Annotated in this window: 12 protein-coding genes; 6 read left to right on the forward strand and 6 right to left on the reverse strand. The window is 67.5% G+C overall.

The annotated features are described in order from the left end of the window. The first annotated feature begins 22 nt into the window (after positions 1-22). The 6 genes from KDK82_RS11085 (at position 23) to KDK82_RS11110 (ending at position 8766) form a co-directional block, all read left to right on the forward strand. Positions 23-964: a CysB family HTH-type transcriptional regulator gene (locus KDK82_RS11085; RefSeq protein WP_034398475.1), complete on the forward strand. Its 942-nt coding sequence runs from the start codon at positions 23-25 to the stop codon at positions 962-964. A gap of 58 nt (positions 965-1022) precedes the next feature. Next, on the forward strand, positions 1023-2189 hold the full coding sequence (locus tag KDK82_RS11090; RefSeq protein WP_034393073.1) for a pyridoxal phosphate-dependent aminotransferase: 1167 nt from the start codon (positions 1023-1025) through the stop codon (positions 2187-2189). Positions 2190-2294: 105 nt separating this feature from the next. Beyond that, complete coding sequence (locus KDK82_RS11095; RefSeq protein WP_088164893.1) at positions 2295-3989, forward strand: tannase/feruloyl esterase family alpha/beta hydrolase; 1695 nt, start codon at positions 2295-2297, stop codon at positions 3987-3989. A 110-nt stretch (positions 3990-4099) separates the two neighbouring features. Further along, a complete protein-coding gene (locus KDK82_RS11100) occupies positions 4100-5062 on the forward strand; it encodes a helix-turn-helix transcriptional regulator (RefSeq protein WP_088164894.1) in 963 nt (320 codons plus the stop codon). Between the two features lie 77 nt (positions 5063-5139). Next, on the forward strand, positions 5140-7359 hold the full coding sequence (locus KDK82_RS11105; RefSeq protein ID WP_256974452.1) for a TonB-dependent siderophore receptor: 2220 nt from the start codon (positions 5140-5142) through the stop codon (positions 7357-7359). Between the two features lie 414 nt (positions 7360-7773). After that, a complete protein-coding gene (locus KDK82_RS11110; RefSeq protein ID WP_088164895.1) occupies positions 7774-8766 on the forward strand; it encodes a tripartite tricarboxylate transporter substrate binding protein in 993 nt (330 codons plus the stop codon). On the opposite strand, the gene KDK82_RS11115 is transcribed toward KDK82_RS11110, so the two are convergent. The 6 genes from KDK82_RS11115 to rsfS form a co-directional block, all read right to left on the reverse strand. Continuing rightward, on the reverse strand, positions 8702-9931 hold the full coding sequence (locus KDK82_RS11115; RefSeq protein ID WP_088165495.1) for an FAD-dependent monooxygenase: 1230 nt from the start codon (positions 9929-9931) through the stop codon (positions 8702-8704). The genes KDK82_RS11110 and KDK82_RS11115 overlap by 65 nt on opposite strands. Before the next feature lie 9 nt (positions 9932-9940). Beyond that, entirely contained in the window at positions 9941-11842 is a 1902-nt protein-coding gene (locus tag KDK82_RS11120) for a LodA/GoxA family CTQ-dependent oxidase (protein WP_088164896.1), read from the reverse strand. A 179-nt stretch (positions 11843-12021) separates the two neighbouring features. Then, positions 12022-13509 (reverse strand): ribonuclease G, encoded by a 1488-nt coding sequence (rng, locus tag KDK82_RS11125; RefSeq protein ID WP_013802635.1) that lies wholly within the window; start codon positions 13507-13509, stop codon positions 12022-12024. 161 nt (positions 13510-13670) lie between these two features. After that, a complete protein-coding gene (locus tag KDK82_RS11130) occupies positions 13671-14285 on the reverse strand; it encodes a nucleoside triphosphate pyrophosphatase (RefSeq protein ID WP_088164897.1) in 615 nt (204 codons plus the stop codon). A 127-nt stretch (positions 14286-14412) separates the two neighbouring features. Beyond that, positions 14413-14880 (reverse strand): 23S rRNA (pseudouridine(1915)-N(3))-methyltransferase RlmH, encoded by a 468-nt coding sequence (gene rlmH, locus KDK82_RS11135; protein WP_012205361.1) that lies wholly within the window; start codon positions 14878-14880, stop codon positions 14413-14415. Positions 14881-14901: 21 nt separating this feature from the next. Then, positions 14902-15687 (reverse strand): ribosome silencing factor, encoded by a 786-nt coding sequence (rsfS, locus tag KDK82_RS11140; RefSeq protein WP_088164898.1) that lies wholly within the window; start codon positions 15685-15687, stop codon positions 14902-14904. Positions 15688-15691: the final 4 nt, after the last annotated feature.

Raw genomic sequence — 15691 nt, forward strand, 5'->3', positions numbered from 1 at the left:
GCTGCACCCAGCTGTCACCGCCATGAACCTGCACCAATTCCGATTCGTCCAAGAAGCGGCGCGCCGCAACCTCAACCTCACCGAGGCGGCCAAGGCCCTGCACACCTCGCAGCCCGGCGTCTCCAAGGCCATCATCGAGCTGGAGGAGGAGCTGGGCATCGACATCTTCGCGCGCCACGGCAAGCGCCTCAAGCGCATCACCGAACCCGGCCTGGAGGTGCTCAAGAGCATCGAACTCATCATGCGCGAGATCGGCAACCTCAAGCGCATCGGCGAGCAGTACAGCGCCCAGGACAGCGGCACGCTGTCGATTGCCACCACCCACACCCAGGCCCGCTACGTGCTGCCGCCCGCCGTGGCACGGCTGCGCGACCTGTATCCCAAGGTCACCATCAGCCTGCACCAGGCCACGCCGGCCGAAGTGGCGCGCATGGTCATCGACGAGATCGCCGACATCGGCATGGCCACCGAGTCCCTGGCCGACTACCCCGATCTCGTCACCCTGCCCTGCTACGAATGGCAGCACGTGCTGGTCATGCCCACGGGCCATCCGCTGGCGCAGAAGGAGCGCATCACGCTGGACGACATCGCCCATGAGTCGCTGATCACCTACCACCCCTCGTTCACCGGGCGCGGCAAGATCGACCAGGCCTTCGCCACGCGCCGGCTGCGTCCGCGCATCGTGCTGGAGGCCATTGACTCCGACGTGATCAAGACCTATGTGCGCCTGGGCCTGGGCATCGGCATCGTGGCCGAGATGGCCATGCGCGACGATCCGGTCAACGACCTCGTGGTGCGCCCCATGGGCCATCTGTTCGGCCAGAGCGTGGCGCGCGTGGCCATCAAGCGCGGCGCCTATCTGCGCAACTTCGTCTACCGCTTCGCCGAACTGCTCAGCGACCGCCTGACGCGCGACCTGATCATGCGCGCCATGAGCGGCCACGTGCACGACTACGAACTCTGATCCTCCGCCCCACCGGGCCCGCAGCGCGGGCCCGTTCCCGTTTTCCGCTGCCTCCGCCATGACCTCTGCCACGCCCCGCACGCCCGCCTTCCCCAGCCGCCTGCCCCATGTGGGCACGACCATCTTCACCACCATGTCGGCGCTGGCCGCCGAACACCAGGCGGTGAACCTGGGCCAGGGCTTCCCCGACTTCGGCTGCGACCCCAGGCTGGTCGATGCCGTCACGGCCGCCATGCAGGCCGGCCACAACCAGTACCCGCCCATGCCCGGCCTGCCGCAGCTGCGCCAGGCCATGGCCGACAAGATGGAGGCACTGTACGGCCGCCGCTACGACGCGGGCACCGAGATCACGGTCACGGCCGGCGCCACGCAGGCCATCCTCACCGCCATCCTGGCCACCGTGCATGCGGGCGATGAGGTCATCGTGCTCGACCCCTGCTACGACAGCTACGTGCCCAATATCGAGCTGGCCGGCGGCGTGCCCGTGCGCGTGCCGCTGACGCCGGGCAGCTTCAAGCCCGACTTCGCCAAAATTGCCGCCGCCATCACGCCGCGCACACGGCTGCTGATCATCAACAGCCCGCACAACCCCAGCGCCACCATCTGGAGCGATGCCGAGATGCTGCAATTGCAGGAGCTGCTGGCGCCCACCGACGTGCTGCTGATCAGCGACGAGGTCTACGAGCACATGGTCTACGACGGCCGCCAGCACCAGAGCGCCGCGCGCTTTGCCGGCCTGGCGGCGCGCGCCTTCATCGTCTCCAGCTTCGGCAAGACCTACCATGTCACGGGCTGGAAGGTGGGCACCGTCGCCGCGCCGGCCGCGCTTACGGCCGAGTTCCGCAAGGTCCACCAGTTCAACGTCTTCACCGTCAACACGCCCATGCAGGCGGGCCTGGCCAGCTACATGGCCGACCCTGCGCCCTACCTGCAGCTGCCCGCCTTCTACCAGGCCAAGCGCGACCTGTTCTGCCAGGGCCTGGAAGGCTCGCGCCTGCGCCTGCTGCCCACGGCGGGGACCTACTTCGTCTGCGCCGACATCTCGGCCGTGTCGGACCTGGACGAAGCCGCGTTCTGCCAGTGGCTGGTCCGGGAGCATGGCGTGGCGGCCATCCCGCTGTCGGCCTTCTATGGCGACGGCTTCGACCAGCGCGTGGTGCGCTTTTGCTTTGCCAAGCAAGACAGCACGCTGCGCGCGGCGTTGGAGCGGCTGCGCAAACTCTGAAGCCGGGCGCGGGGCAGCGCCCACGCCGGGTTGTCCCGTCATCCTCTGAGATGACATGGCCCTTCCGTCCCTGGTCTTACGCTCGGGCGACAGGAGACACAAGCCATGCGAACCGACCACGCCCCACGCGTCTTGCGGCGCGTTTTTCCATCCACGGCCGCCTTTGCCGCATCCCTTCTCATGGCGGGCTGCGGCGGTGGCAGCAGCCCCACTTTGGCCGATGCGGAAACGCCGGCGGCCGCCTGCGCCGACCTGCCTGACAGGGCAGGCCTTGCGGCAACCCGGCTGTCCACCAGCTATGTGCCGCCCGACACCCGCAGGCCGGGCGGCGCCAGCACCGGCGCGCTGCTGCCCGGGCACTGCGTAGTCACCGGTGCCATCAACCCGCGCGTGGGCGTGGACGGAAAGAACTACGCCATCGGGTTCCAGCTCAGCCTGCCGGACCAATGGAACGGCCGGTTTCTCTTCATCGGCGGCGGTGGCAACGACGGCATCCTGCGCGACACCTCGCTGAGCTCCAGCATCTCTGGCGCAACGCCTTCGCCGCTGGGCCAGGGCTTTGCGGTGGTCTCCACCGACGCGGGCCACACCGGCACGACGGCCAGCTTCGGTGCCGACCCTCAGGCCCGGCTGGACCACGCCTACAACGCCTACGACAAGACCGCCGTGGCGGCCAAATCGCTGATCTCCACGCGCTACGGGCGCAAGCCTGAGCACTCCTATTTTTCAGGCTGCTCGGGCGGAGGACGCCAGGGCATGGTGTTCTCGCAGCGCTTTCCCGACTACTTCGACGCCATCACGGCCGGTGCCCCTGCCATGCGGGTGTCGAGCGGCGCCACGGTGGCCGCGATGTGGAACACCATCGAGTTCGACGCCATCGCGCCGGCCGACAGCAGTGGCCGGCGCATCCTCTCCCGGGCCTTCAGCAACGAGGACCTGAACCTGGTGGCCAAGGCCGTGACCGCCTCCTGCGATGCGGCCGACGGCGTGGCCGATGGCATGGTGAACCACGTCAAGGCCTGCCATTTCAACCCCGGCGTGCTGCAGTGCGGCGGCGCCAAGACCAGCAGCTGCCTGAGCAGCGGACAGGTGAACGCGCTCAGAAACGTGTTTGCCGGGCCGCGCAACTCGGCAGGCCAGGCCCTGTATGCGGGCCAGCCGTGGGATCCGGGCCTGGCAGCGCCGGGCTGGCGCACCTGGACACTGGGCAGCTCCACCACCGCCACGCCGGATTCGCGCTACATCACGCTGATCGTGGATGCGCTGGTCAACGAATTCCTCACGCCGCCAGACCTGGGCTTCAACCCGCTGGCCTTCAATTTCGACACCGACCCGGCGCGCATGCAGGCCTACTCGGCCATCTATGACACCTACCGGGACGACCGGCTCACGGCCTTCCGGCAGCACGGCGGCAAGATGCTCTTCATCCACGGCATGTCCGACCCCATCTTCTCGGCGCTGGACACGCTGGACTACTACGAGCGCCTGGCCGCCAACAACGGCGGCATGCAGGCCACGCAGGACTTTGCGCGCACCTTCCTCGTGCCGGGCATGAACCATTGCTCGGGCGGCCCGGCCACGGACAGCTTCGACTCCATACAGGCCATGGTCGACTGGGTGGAGAAAGGCGTCGCCCCGGACACCATCGCCGCCAGGGCCCTGCCGTCCAGCGCGGACTTTCCGCAGCGCACGCGCCCGCTGTGCCCGTATCCGAAGATTGCCAGGTACAGGTTCGAGGGCGCAGCCGCCGGCACGGGCAATGTGGAGGATGCGGCCAGCTTTGTCTGCGCCCTGCCCTGAGCCTGCGCATCTGCGGGCTGGACGGCACCTGGCCGAAGCAAGCCTGCAGCGATAATGAGAAGCGTTCACTGCAGCGAGCGCTTCCCGCCACCGCCTTTCCGCCTCCGCCCATGCCCGCCCCTTCCCAGCGCTATACCACGGCGCAGCTCGACGCCATGCGCCAGCGCCACGGTTTCAGCGTGCGCTTTCTCTCCACCGTCTCCGAAAACGATTGCATCTTCGAGGGCCAAGTACAGGAGCACCAACTGCCTTCGGGCCTGCAGCTGGTCAGCTCCGACATCCGCATCAACCATGGCTATGAATCCACGTCCGAGCACCCGCGGCGCTTCACCGCCGTGGTCCTGCTGGACGGCCAGGCCGAACTGCAGCTGCCCGCCGCCCGCAAGGCCCTGAGCGTGACGCGCCATGCCGCAGCGGCATTCTCCTGCGGCGACACCGAGGTGCTCAAGGCCACCCATGCGGCAGGCCAGACGGTGCGCGGCTTCAACCTGTCCATCGAGGCACCCGAGGCCTGCGCCGATGCCCAACTGGCCGAGCTGCTGCACCATGCCCTGCGGCAGTCCGGCCCGCCGCTGCATGCCTGGTCGCTGCCCGAGCATCTGGCGGTGTCGCTGCGCCAGCTGCTCGATGGTGTCTGGAGCGGCAGCCTGGCCCGGCTGCACCGCGAAGGCATTGGGCTGCAGGTGCTGGCCTGCGCGCTGCAGGCACATGCGCAGCCGCGGCCTGCGCCCTCGCCGCGCATCCATCCCCGGGACAGGCGCGGCCTGGAGCGCGTGCGCGAGTGCATGGATGCAGCGCCGGGCCAGGCGCACAGCCTGGACGACCTGGCGCGCCTGGCCTGCATGAGCCCGACCACGCTGCGCGAGAAATTCCAGGCGGCCTACGGCCAGACCGTGTTCGGCTGGCTGCGCGAGCGCCGCATGCAATTGGCGCGCGAACGGCTGGCACAGGGCTGGAGCGTGCAGGAAGCGGCCGACTGCGCGGGCTTTCAGCACGCCAGCAATTTCGCCACGGCCTTTCGCCAGCGCTTCGGCCACGCACCCAGCCAAGGCAGCCTGCGTCGCAAACCATAGGACTGGCGTCGCCTGGAACAGGCGGCGGCGGCGCACATTTCCCACAATCCTGGCTCACGCCCAGGACCATGGAAATGATGAGCATTCGTATTCAAAACCCCACCCCGCGACACCCCCAAGGCGCGCGGACCCCGCTGTCCCTGCTGATCTGTGCCCTTTGTGCCGCCCCTGCGCCAGCAGTCTGGGCCGCCGACGAGGACAGGCCCCCTGCCAGGAACAGCGACACCGAACTGGGCACCGTCACCGTGCGCGCCGCCGCCGATGCGAGCACCACCGAAGGCACGGCGCGCTACACCAGCGGCGCCACAGGCACGGCCACGGGCCTGCAACTGTCGGCGCGTGAAACTCCGCAGTCGGTCAGCGTGATCACGCGCCAGCTCATGGACGATGCAGGCCAGCTCACCGTCTCGCAGACGCTGGAGGCCTCCGCGCCCGGCCTGTCGGTGAGCCGCAGCGACAGCAACCGCTATCAGTTCTCGTCGCGCGGCTTTGGCGTCAGCAACTTCCAGTTCGACGGGCTGGCCTCGCCCATCAACAGCCTGTGGAACTTCGGCGCCACCGACATGGACACGGCCTTCTACGACCGCGTGGAAATCGTGCGCGGCGCCACGGGCCTGCTCAATGGCTCGGGCGATCCGTCGGCCACGGTGAACTTCGTGCGCAAGCAGCCGCGCGAGACGGCGGGCGGCCATGCCTCACTGACGCTGGGCCGCTGGAACCTGCGCCGCGCCGAGGCCGATCTGTCCCTGCCGCTGGACCGCGAAGGCCGCGTGCATGGCCGTGTCGTGGCCGTGCAATCGGATAGCGACAGCTACGTCAGCCACTTCGGCCAGCGCAGGCAGGGCCTGTATGCCGTGGTCAGCGCGGCCCTGACGCCCGCCACGCGGCTCGTGACCAGCCTCGAATACCAGAAGAACACCAGTCCCGGCATGGGCGCCGGCTTTCCGCTGTTCTATGCGGACGGCAGCCGCACGGACTTCGACCGCTCGGTATCCAACAACACGCGCTGGTCGCATTTCGGCACCGAGAACACCACGGCCACGCTGGACCTGACGCACCGCCTGGACAACCGCTGGCTGCTGCGCGCCGCCTACAGCCGCAACGAAGGCAACTACGACATGCGCTACGTCTACCGGGGCGGCGCGCCGGACGCCAGCACCGGCCTGGGCATGGCCAACTCCTTCATCAAGTACCGGGGCGACCGCTCGCGCGACAGCCTGCACCTCACGGCCAGCGGCCCGGTCGCGCTGTTCGGGCGCCAGCACGAGATTGCCGTGGGCTGGAACCATGTGCGCGACGACATCGACATCCGCCGCTATGCACCGCTGGGCACGCCGCCTGCCACGGACAACTTCCTCGACTGGCGCAACGGCAGCCTGGCCGAGCCGGGCTGGTCCGACGTCTCCAACGGCGGCGACGACAGCCGCATGCGCCAAAGCGGCGGCTATGCCGTGGGGCGTTTCTCGCTGGCCGATGGCTGGACGGCCGTGGCCGGCGCCCGCCTGAGCCGCTGGTCCACGCGCCAGAACTACTTCGGCAGCCTGCGCGACTACCGCTACAGCAACGAAATCACGCCCTACGCCGGCCTGCTGTGGGACATCGATGCCCGGCACACGGCCTACCTGAGCTACACGGAAATCTTCACGCCCCAGAACTACCGCGACAAGCAAGGCAGCATCCTGGACCCCGTCACCGGCCAGGCCTTCGAGCTGGGCCTCAAGGGCTCCTGGCTGCAGGACCGGCTGCAGGGTTCTGCCGCGCTGTTCCAGACCCGCCAGGACAACCTGGCGCAGGACACGGGCGAATTCATCGACGGCACCACGGACCAGAAGGCCTATCGCGGCGTCAAGGGCGCCCAGGTGCGCGGCATCGATCTGGAACTCAGCGGCGAGCCGGCCAGGGGCTGGCGCCTGGGCGCCAGTTACACGCACTACACGGCACGCAGCGCCAGCGGCGCCGCCTTCAACACCACGCACCCGCGCAGCCTGGTCAAGCTCACGGCCATGCGCAGCTTCGAGGGTGCGCTGCAAGGCCTGAGCCTGGGCGGCAACCTGCGCTGGCAAAGCCGCATCTGGCAGAACGTGACCAACCCGCTGCGCCAGAGCGTGCAGGTCGGCCAGGGCAGCTACCTGGTGGTCAACCTCTCGGCCCACTACCGCATCGATCCCACCTGGTCGGCCAGCGTGCAGCTCAACAACGTGCTGGACCGCCAGTACTACAGCCAGATCGGCTTCTACAACCAGGGCTGGTGGGGCGAGCCGCGCAATCTGACGGTGAGCCTGAAGGCGGATTTCTGAGCTGTATCGGCATCGGCATGGACAGCGGCAATTACCGCTCCACCCCGGCGCCCCGGCATGCGCCAGCCCACGTCATGGGGCACATCGTGCAGGTGCGGGCAGGAGCCGCAAAGCCGCATGGATGCGGGCAGTTGGCAGCGTCGGGGGCGGATGCAGGAGAGGGTACGGACCTTGTTCATGGGCGGGTCCAGGAGGCTTGCGCCGTGGTTGCAGGAGCCATGACGGGCGCACGCCGGTGCAATCCATTCTCATTTTCCGAGCAAGGCCGAACAGGTCATTCGCCCGCCGCATGACGTCCTGCCAAAACATTGATTGACGTCAAGACAGCCACCACCCAGCATTGGCCCGCCTGAAAAATCCGCCGCCGGCCCCAGCCGCTGCGCCACCAAAAACACCGACAAGGAGACATCCCCCATGCCCCGCACCCTTTCACGCAAGCAATTCCTGCGCGCTGCCGCGCTGCTCGGCGCCACGCTGCTGCCCCTGCCCCAGGCCTGGGCGGATGCCTATCCCACCCGGCCCGTCAAGCTGGTCGTGCCCTTCGCCCCTGGCGGCAATACCGATGTACTGGCGCGCATGGTGGCGCAGGGCCTGTCCGAATCGCTGGGCCAGCCCGTGATCGTGGAAAACATCTCCGGCGCCAACGGCTCCATCGGCGCCAGCCGCGTGGCTTCGGCGGCCAATGATGGCTACACACTGCTGTTCGGCACGGCCGGCACCCAGGCCATCAACCAGAGCCTGTACAAGAACCTCAGCGAGAAGAACCTGGGCGATTTCGAGTACGTGGCCCTGGTGACCACCATTCCCAATGTGCTGGTCGTCAACGAGACGCGCACGCCCGCCAGGACGGTGAAGGACCTGGTGGCACGCGCCGCCGCGCAAAAGACCGGCATGAGCTATGGCTCGCCGGGCAGCGGCTCCACGGTCCACCTGTCGGGCGAGCTGTTCAAGAGCGCCACCCAGCTGGACATGGTGCATGTGCCCTACAAGGGCAGCGCGCCAGCCCTGACCGACCTGCTGGGCGGCCAGATCGATTTCATCTTCGAGAACGTAACGCCCGCCCTGCCCTTCGTGCAGTCGGGCAAGCTCAAGGCCCTGGCCGTGACCTCCGAGCAGCGCCTGCCCGCCCTGCCCGATGTGCCGACCATGAAGGAAAGCGGCTACCCCACCTTCGTGACCGGCACCTGGAACGGCGTGCTGGCACCCAAGGGCACGCCGGCCGCCATCGTCAAGCGCCTGGAAGAGGCCACGCTCAAGGTGGCGGGCCATGCCGACTTCAAGTCCAAGGTGACGGCACTGGGCGGCGAAGTGCGCCTGCTGGACTCCAAGGCCTTCCGCGAATTCACGCGGGCCGAGTACCAGCGCTGGAATGCGATCGTGCAGACGGCGAAGTTGGAGCGGCAGTAACGTCGGCTCCGATCCCTGCCTCCGGCACCTGCTGGCGGCGGGTCCAGAACGGCTCGGCCGCCCAGCGCTGCTCCAGCGCGTAGTAGTGCTGGTGATGGGTGCGGTACGCGGCGCGTATCGTGCCGATCCACGCACTCCAGGACGGCAGCGCATCGGTATCGCCCGCCAGGCTGCGGCGCACGGCCGTGGCGGCCTCGCTGCCCGTGACCAGGCTGTTGAGCAGGCCCTGCGATGCCAGGGGATCGAAGGACAGGCCTGCATCGCCCACGGCCAGCCAGTCCGGCCCGCTGGCTGCATCAAGCCATTGTTCGCGGGCGGCGGCCACGCGCAGCGGCTCCAGCACCCGGCTGCCCCTGCTGCGCGCGCCCACCAGGGCCGTGTGATGCGCCATTTCCAACAGATCGGCCGTGCTGCGCAGGCGCCGGGCTTCAGGCAGATCGATGTCGGTCTGCCAGGCAATCACGCAACTGCCATCGGGCAGGTCGGCGCTGTACCACCAGCCTTCGGCATCCGACTCGATCATGGTGGTGCCTGCATGCTCATGCGATGGCGGCTCCACCCAGGCGTGAAAGCAGGCCAGGCGGCCATCACGGTGGACCTGGGCGCCCGCCTGCCGGGCCACGCGGGCCGCGCGGCCCGTGGCATCGACCACGATGCGGCAGGACAGCTCCAACGGGTCGTGCGCCGTGTCGCCCTGCACCCTATCGATCAGGCAGCGCCAGCGCATGGGCGCGCCCGGCGGCTGGCGCTGCAGGCTGCGCAGCGTGGCAGGCACCAGGCAGGGCACGCCACGGCTGCGCGCAGCCTCCAGCAGCATGGCGTCGAAGCGCTTTCGGTCCAGGTGCCAGCCCGCGCCATGCGGGTCGAACAGCGCGTCCTGAAAGATGATCTCGGAGCTTCCCCACAATGATCGCCGCGACCAGGCAGGACGGTGGCCCTGTGCCGCGAACGCATCCCACACGCCCAGGTCGGACAGAATCACCCGGGCCGCAGCGGGCAGGGTTTCGCCAATGGCCCGCCCAGCCTGCACGGCGCGTCCTACCAGCGCCACGCGGCAGTGCCCTGCCAGTTGCGCGGCAACGGCCGCGCCCGCCGGCCCTGCGCCCACGACGAGCACATCCAGTTCATTCGGCAGCGGCGCGGCGGCCATGGCGTGCGACGGCATGGCCGGCACTCAGCGCGGCAGCACCGGGCCGCGCTGCGTCATGGCGCGCAACTGCTGCTCGTTGTCTGCATCGAAGGGCTCGATGCGGGGAGGCGCCTCCTGCCCGTCCGGTTGCTGCGCAGTCTTGAGCATGTGCGACGGCGCCGGGGCGATGCGGTTTTCCACCTGCATCACCGGCGGGAAGTCCTTGTCGCCCCGCACGCCGGGCCGACTCTCGATGACGCCCATGTCACCGAAGTGGCTGATCATGCGGTTGATCTCGCTCTCATAGCCTTCCTCACCCAGTGTGCGGAACCACGACTCGCGCCGGTTGAAGGCGGCAACGCGCTGCTCGCGCGGCAGCTCCGAGTTGATGACCCTTTCATAGGCCTCCTGCGTCAGCACCTGGTTGGGCACGCGGGCCGGCCAGAACGTGGGCAGGTAGGGGTCGTAGCGTGGGCCATAGCCGGCGTAATAGCCGCTGCGGCAGCTGGCGGTGTCGGTCTGCCAGGGGACCGCCATCCAGCGCGTGAGGTCGCCGGCCACCTGCGCATACAGCGGCCCGCTCTCGGACAAGGCCACCGCAGGCGTGAGCCGGGAGCCGTAGAGCTGCAGCTCGGGCGGGTTCACTGCCGCCTCGCGGATGCGGAACGGCGCCCGGTACATGCTGGCGTGGCGCATGGGCCAGGTGATCTCGCAACCCGGGTGAAAGGCATCGGCCAGGCAGTCGTCCATGGCGGCATAGTCGAGCATGGTGGGCTGCTCCTGCAGCGGCACATCGGACAGCTGAGCCGGGTACTTCTGGCCGGGCGTCCAATCGGAGAGAAAGTGGCCTGCGGCCCACAGGTCCAGCATCCTCAGCTGCGTGGCCGTCAGCGCCGCATGCTGGCGCGGTGTGTCGACGGGCGGCACGGCCATGGCGTCGCCATACAGCCAGGGCCAGGGCTGGGGAGATGCGCCATCACGGTCAAAGCGCCGGAAGGCATTCGCCACCTGCTGGCGCAGCTCGGCCCAGGTCGTGCCCGGGCTGTTGAGCCTGGCGATCCACACCTCGTCATCCGCATTGGCCGCCCCGCCCCAGCCGAACTGGGATGCAAAGCCCTTGTTCGCCCACTGCAGGCTGCTCTGGCGCTGGAGTATGGGTAGGATGTGCCGGCTGAAGGAGACGTGCAGCGGGAAGGCGGCCATGCCCGAGTGGATGTACACATCCTCCATCAGGTCCTTCATGGTGCGCACCGACTTCATCTGCGGGCCGTAGTTGGGCGGCGCAACCGTGACCCATGCCGCATCCACCGGCACGGAAACACCGGCCACGACGACCTTGGCGCGCACGGGGCCGTCGGCCACATCGTCATGCCAGCCCTCGTTGTTCGCAAACGTGGTGGCCTTGGAGCCATCCACGGAGGCAGAGACGCCACGGCCTCCCAGCACGAGAAGCTGGCCCGTCTTTTCAATGCGCAATTCGCCCAGATAAACCGGCTTGCCGCAGAAACTGCCGCTGTCGAATGCCACCGGGGCCGAGCCTTTGGCAATTCGGCGGGCTCCCGGTCGAATGGCCAGGCTTTTCCGGTCCTTCACCGTGGCATTGCGCAAAATCGTGGGATCGGCCGTTGCAGCTTCAGGCACGTCCAGCGCCAATTGGAATTGATACCAGGCGGCCTTGGTATTGGCCAGCTCGACTTCCCATTCGATCTGGTCCTGGTCGGCCGTGAGTTCACGCACCACCTCGCCTGCAGCGTTGTAGCCGTAGATGCGAAAGCGCGCAGCCTGCCGCTTGAGCGCGCCCTGCGCATCACGCAGGCTGCCCGGCGCCATGGGCGGCACATGCATCAGCTCGGGGCCGACATAGTACTCATCCGGACTATTGCCAATACGCGCCACACCAATTCCCGGGTGTATGGCTGCACGCACAATGGTGGAGTCTATTCCCATTCGTCGCCCTTTCAGTTGCTGAGGCACTGATTGCAACAAACAGTATCAAAAAAGCCGAGACAAAGTTAATTATCGGGAATCAACAATCCATAGAAAAGAATGAATGAGTTCAATTGAACTCATTCATTCGCCAATAGATGGACTGCTATTGATAATGAATTAGCAGGATAAATACCGATTCACAGCAGCACGATGTCGTATTGCTCCTGTGCCATGGCTGTCTCGGCCTGCAGGGAGATGGGCTTCTTGATGAAGTCGGACAGGCCTGCCAGGTGCTGGCTTTCCTCGTCCAGGAACATCTCCACCACCTTGGGCGAGGCCACGATGCGGAACTCGCGCGGGTTGAACTGGCGCGCCTCGCGCAGGATTTCGCGCAGCACCTCGTAGCAGACGCTGCGCACGGTCTTCACATGGCCCTTGCCCTGGCAGACCGGGCAGGATTCACACAGCATGTGGGCCAGCGATTCGCGCGTGCGCTTGCGCGTCATCTCCACCAGGCCCAACTGCGAGAAACCGCCCGCCATGGTCTTGACGCGGTCGCGCCCGAGCTGGCGCTTGAATTCGGACAGCACCTCGGCCTGGTGGTCGTCGCGCACCATGTCGATGAAGTCCACGATGATGATGCCGCCCAGGTTGCGCAGGCGCAGCTGGCGCGCGATCTGCTGGGCCGCTTCCAGGTTGGTCTTGAAGATGGTGTCGTCGAAGTTGCGCGCCCCCACGTAGCCGCCGGTATTGACGTCCACCGTGGTCAGCGCCTCGGTCTGGTCCACGATCAGGTAGCCGCCGGACTTGAGGTCCACGCGGCGACCCAGCGCACGGGCGATTTCCTCGTCGATGGCGAACAGGTCGAAGATAGGCCGCTCGCCGCGGTAGTGCTGCAGCTTGGGAACGGCCGCCGGCATGTATTCCTGGCCGAAGGTCATGAGCAGGGCGAACTGCTCCTTGGAGTCGATGCGGATGCTCTGCGTGCCCTCGCCCACCAGATCGCGCAGCACGCGCTGCAGCAGGTTCAGGTCCTGGTGCAGCAGCGACATGGGCGGCAGGCGCACCGAGGCGTCCTTGATGCGGCTCCAGGTCTTGCGCAGGTAGCGGATGTCGTCGGCCAGCTCGGCGTCGCTGGAGTCCTCGCCATTGGTGCGCAGGATGAAGCCGCCGCCCCCGCCGGTTTCCTTGGTGCCCACCAGGCCCTGCAGGCGGGCGCGCAGCGCGTCGCGCTCGCCCTGCGGGATTTTCTGCGAGATGCCGATATGGTCATCCTGGGGCAGCAGCACCAGCAATCGCCCCGCAATGCTGATCTGCGTGGACAGGCGCGCACCCTTGGTGCCGATCGGGTCCTTGATGACCTGCACCATGATGGTCTGGCCTTCGAAAACCTGCTTTTCGATGGGCACGACAGGCATGTCCTTGCGCGCGAACATGGGGGCCTCGCCCCCTTCCTGCCGCTGCCAGACATCGGCCACATGCAGGAAGGCTGCCCGCTCCAGGCCGATGTCGATGAAGGCCGACTGCATGCCCGGCAGCACGCGCGAGACCTTGCCCAGATAGACGTTGCCAACCAGGCCGCGCTCCAGCGGGCGCTCCATGTGCAGCTCCTGGACGGCGCCGTTCTCGATGATGGCCACGCGCGTTTCCTGTGGCGACCAATTGATCAGAATGTCTTGCTGCATGCTGTGCCTGTGGTGTGCTTTGTCGTTTGTATTTCTCGGCCATGGCGGCCCGGCAATCATTGCGCCGGTGGCCGCTTGCCACTATCTTGCCGAGCCATCCGCTGCCATCGGCGGTCTGCGCATGCCTGCACGCCCCTGCGGGCCCAGGTCGGGGAGCCGGCCTACAGTGCCCAGCCCAGCTCGCGCAGCAGCGCCGCCGTCTCGAACAGCGGCAGGCCCATGATGCCCGAGTAGCTGCCGTGCAGCCACTGCACATGGGCCGCCGCGCGGCCCTGTATGCCATAGGCGCCGGCCTTGCCCATGGGCTCGCCCGAGGCCACATACGCGTCGATCTGCTGCGCGCTCACGGCCGAGAAGCAGACCTGGGACACCGACAGCGCAGCCAGGCGCCGCGTGCCGTGCTGTATGGCGACGGCGGTCAGCACCTCGTGCTCGCGGCCCGCAAGCGCGGTCAGCATGCGGCGGGCATCGTCGGCATCGGCAGGCTTGCCAAGAATGCGGCCATCCAGCGCCACCGTGGTGTCCGAGCACAGCACGGGCGCCACAGCCAGGGCGCGGCGCGCATGGCGGGCCATGGCGGCATCGAGCTTGAGCGCGGTGACGCGCTGCACATAGTCGCGCGCTGCCTCATCGGCCAGTTCGGCCTCTATGGCCTCGGCATCTTCGGCAATGTCGCCCTCAGCGTTGGGCAGCAAAAGCTCATGGGCCACACCCAGCTGCTCCAGCAGCTGGCGGCGGCGGGGGCTCTGGGAGGCAAGGTAGATGAATGGCGGCATGATAAGAATGAGAAATGCCTTCAGCCCTTTGTTGCAAAGCGCTGAAGGCTATCAAAATCATAGTATCACGAGATCCTCGGATCCGCGTGACAGGGCCGCTGGCAGAGCCTGGGAGCCGGGACAGGCCCTATTCCCGGTGGTAGGGATGGCCGGCGTTGACCGACCAGGCACGGTACAGCTGCTCGATGAGCAGCACCCGCACCATGGCATGCGGCAGGGTCAGGTCCGACAGGCGGATGCGCTCGTGCGCAGCCTGCCTGAAGGCGGGGTCCAGTCCGTCCGGGCCGCCGATGATCAGGGCCACGTCGTCGCCCTCCAGCTGCCAGCCCTGCAGGCGCTGGGCCAGTGCCTTGGTCGTCAGATTGGTGCCACGCTCATCGAGCACGACGATGCGCGTGCCGCGCGGAATGGCGGCCTCGATGCGCTTGCGCTCGGCCGCGTACAGGGTCTCTACCGTCTTGGAGCCGCGCGGCTCGGTCTTGACGGCCTTGAGCTCCACCTTGAGCTCCGGGGGAAAGCGCTTGGCATAGTCGTCGTAGGCCGTCTGCGCCCAGTCGGGCACATGCTGGCCCACGGCCACGATCAACAGCTTCATGCAGCGTCAGTCCCGAACCGTTCAGGCCTTGGCGCGAGGAGCGCGCTTGGCGGCCGGCTTGGCAGCGGCACCTGCCTTGGGCTTGGCGGGAGCGCGGTTGACCACCACGGTCTTGATGGCCTTGGGCGCTGCCGTCTTGCGGGCCGGCGCCTTGGCGGCGGCCGACTTCACGGCGGCCGACTTTGCAGCAGCCGGCTTGGCGGCTGCCGTACGGGATGCTGCCGGCTTGGCAGCTGCGGAACGGGGTGCAGCGGCCTTGGCAGGAGCTGCCTTCTTGGCAGCGGGCTTCTTGCCTGCGGCGGGTGCAGCGGCAGAAGCGGCCTTCTTGGCAGCAGGCTTGGCGGCCGTTGCAGCAGCCTTCTTGGAAGCAGCCTTCTTGGCCTTTTCCTCGGCCTTGTCGGTGGCGGCAGAGCGCGTGGGCTTGGGAGCACCCAGCTTCAGGCGCACAGGCGTCTCGCCCCAGATCTCTTCCAGGCGGTAGTACTGGCGGATGGCTGGCTGCATGACATGGACCACGGCCTGGCCGCAGTCCACGATGATCCACTCGCCGTTTTCTTCGCCTTCCTGGCGTGGTACGGGAAAACCGGCCTGCTTGACGGCGTCGCGCACGCTGGAGGCCAGCGCCTTGGTCTGGCGGTTGGAGGTGCCCGCAGCCACGATCACGCGCTCGAACAGCGGCGAGAGCTTTTCGGTATTGAAGACCTGGATGTCTTGGGCCTTGACGTTTTCGAGGCCGTCAACAATGGCGCGTTGCAGCTTGGTCACGTCGCGCTTGGCTGCGGAATCCGATTTGGTGGAAGTGGTCATCAGG

Source organism: Delftia sp. K82, from assembly GCF_002193035.1.
Lineage (GTDB): Bacteria > Pseudomonadota > Gammaproteobacteria > Burkholderiales > Burkholderiaceae_C > Comamonas > Comamonas acidovorans.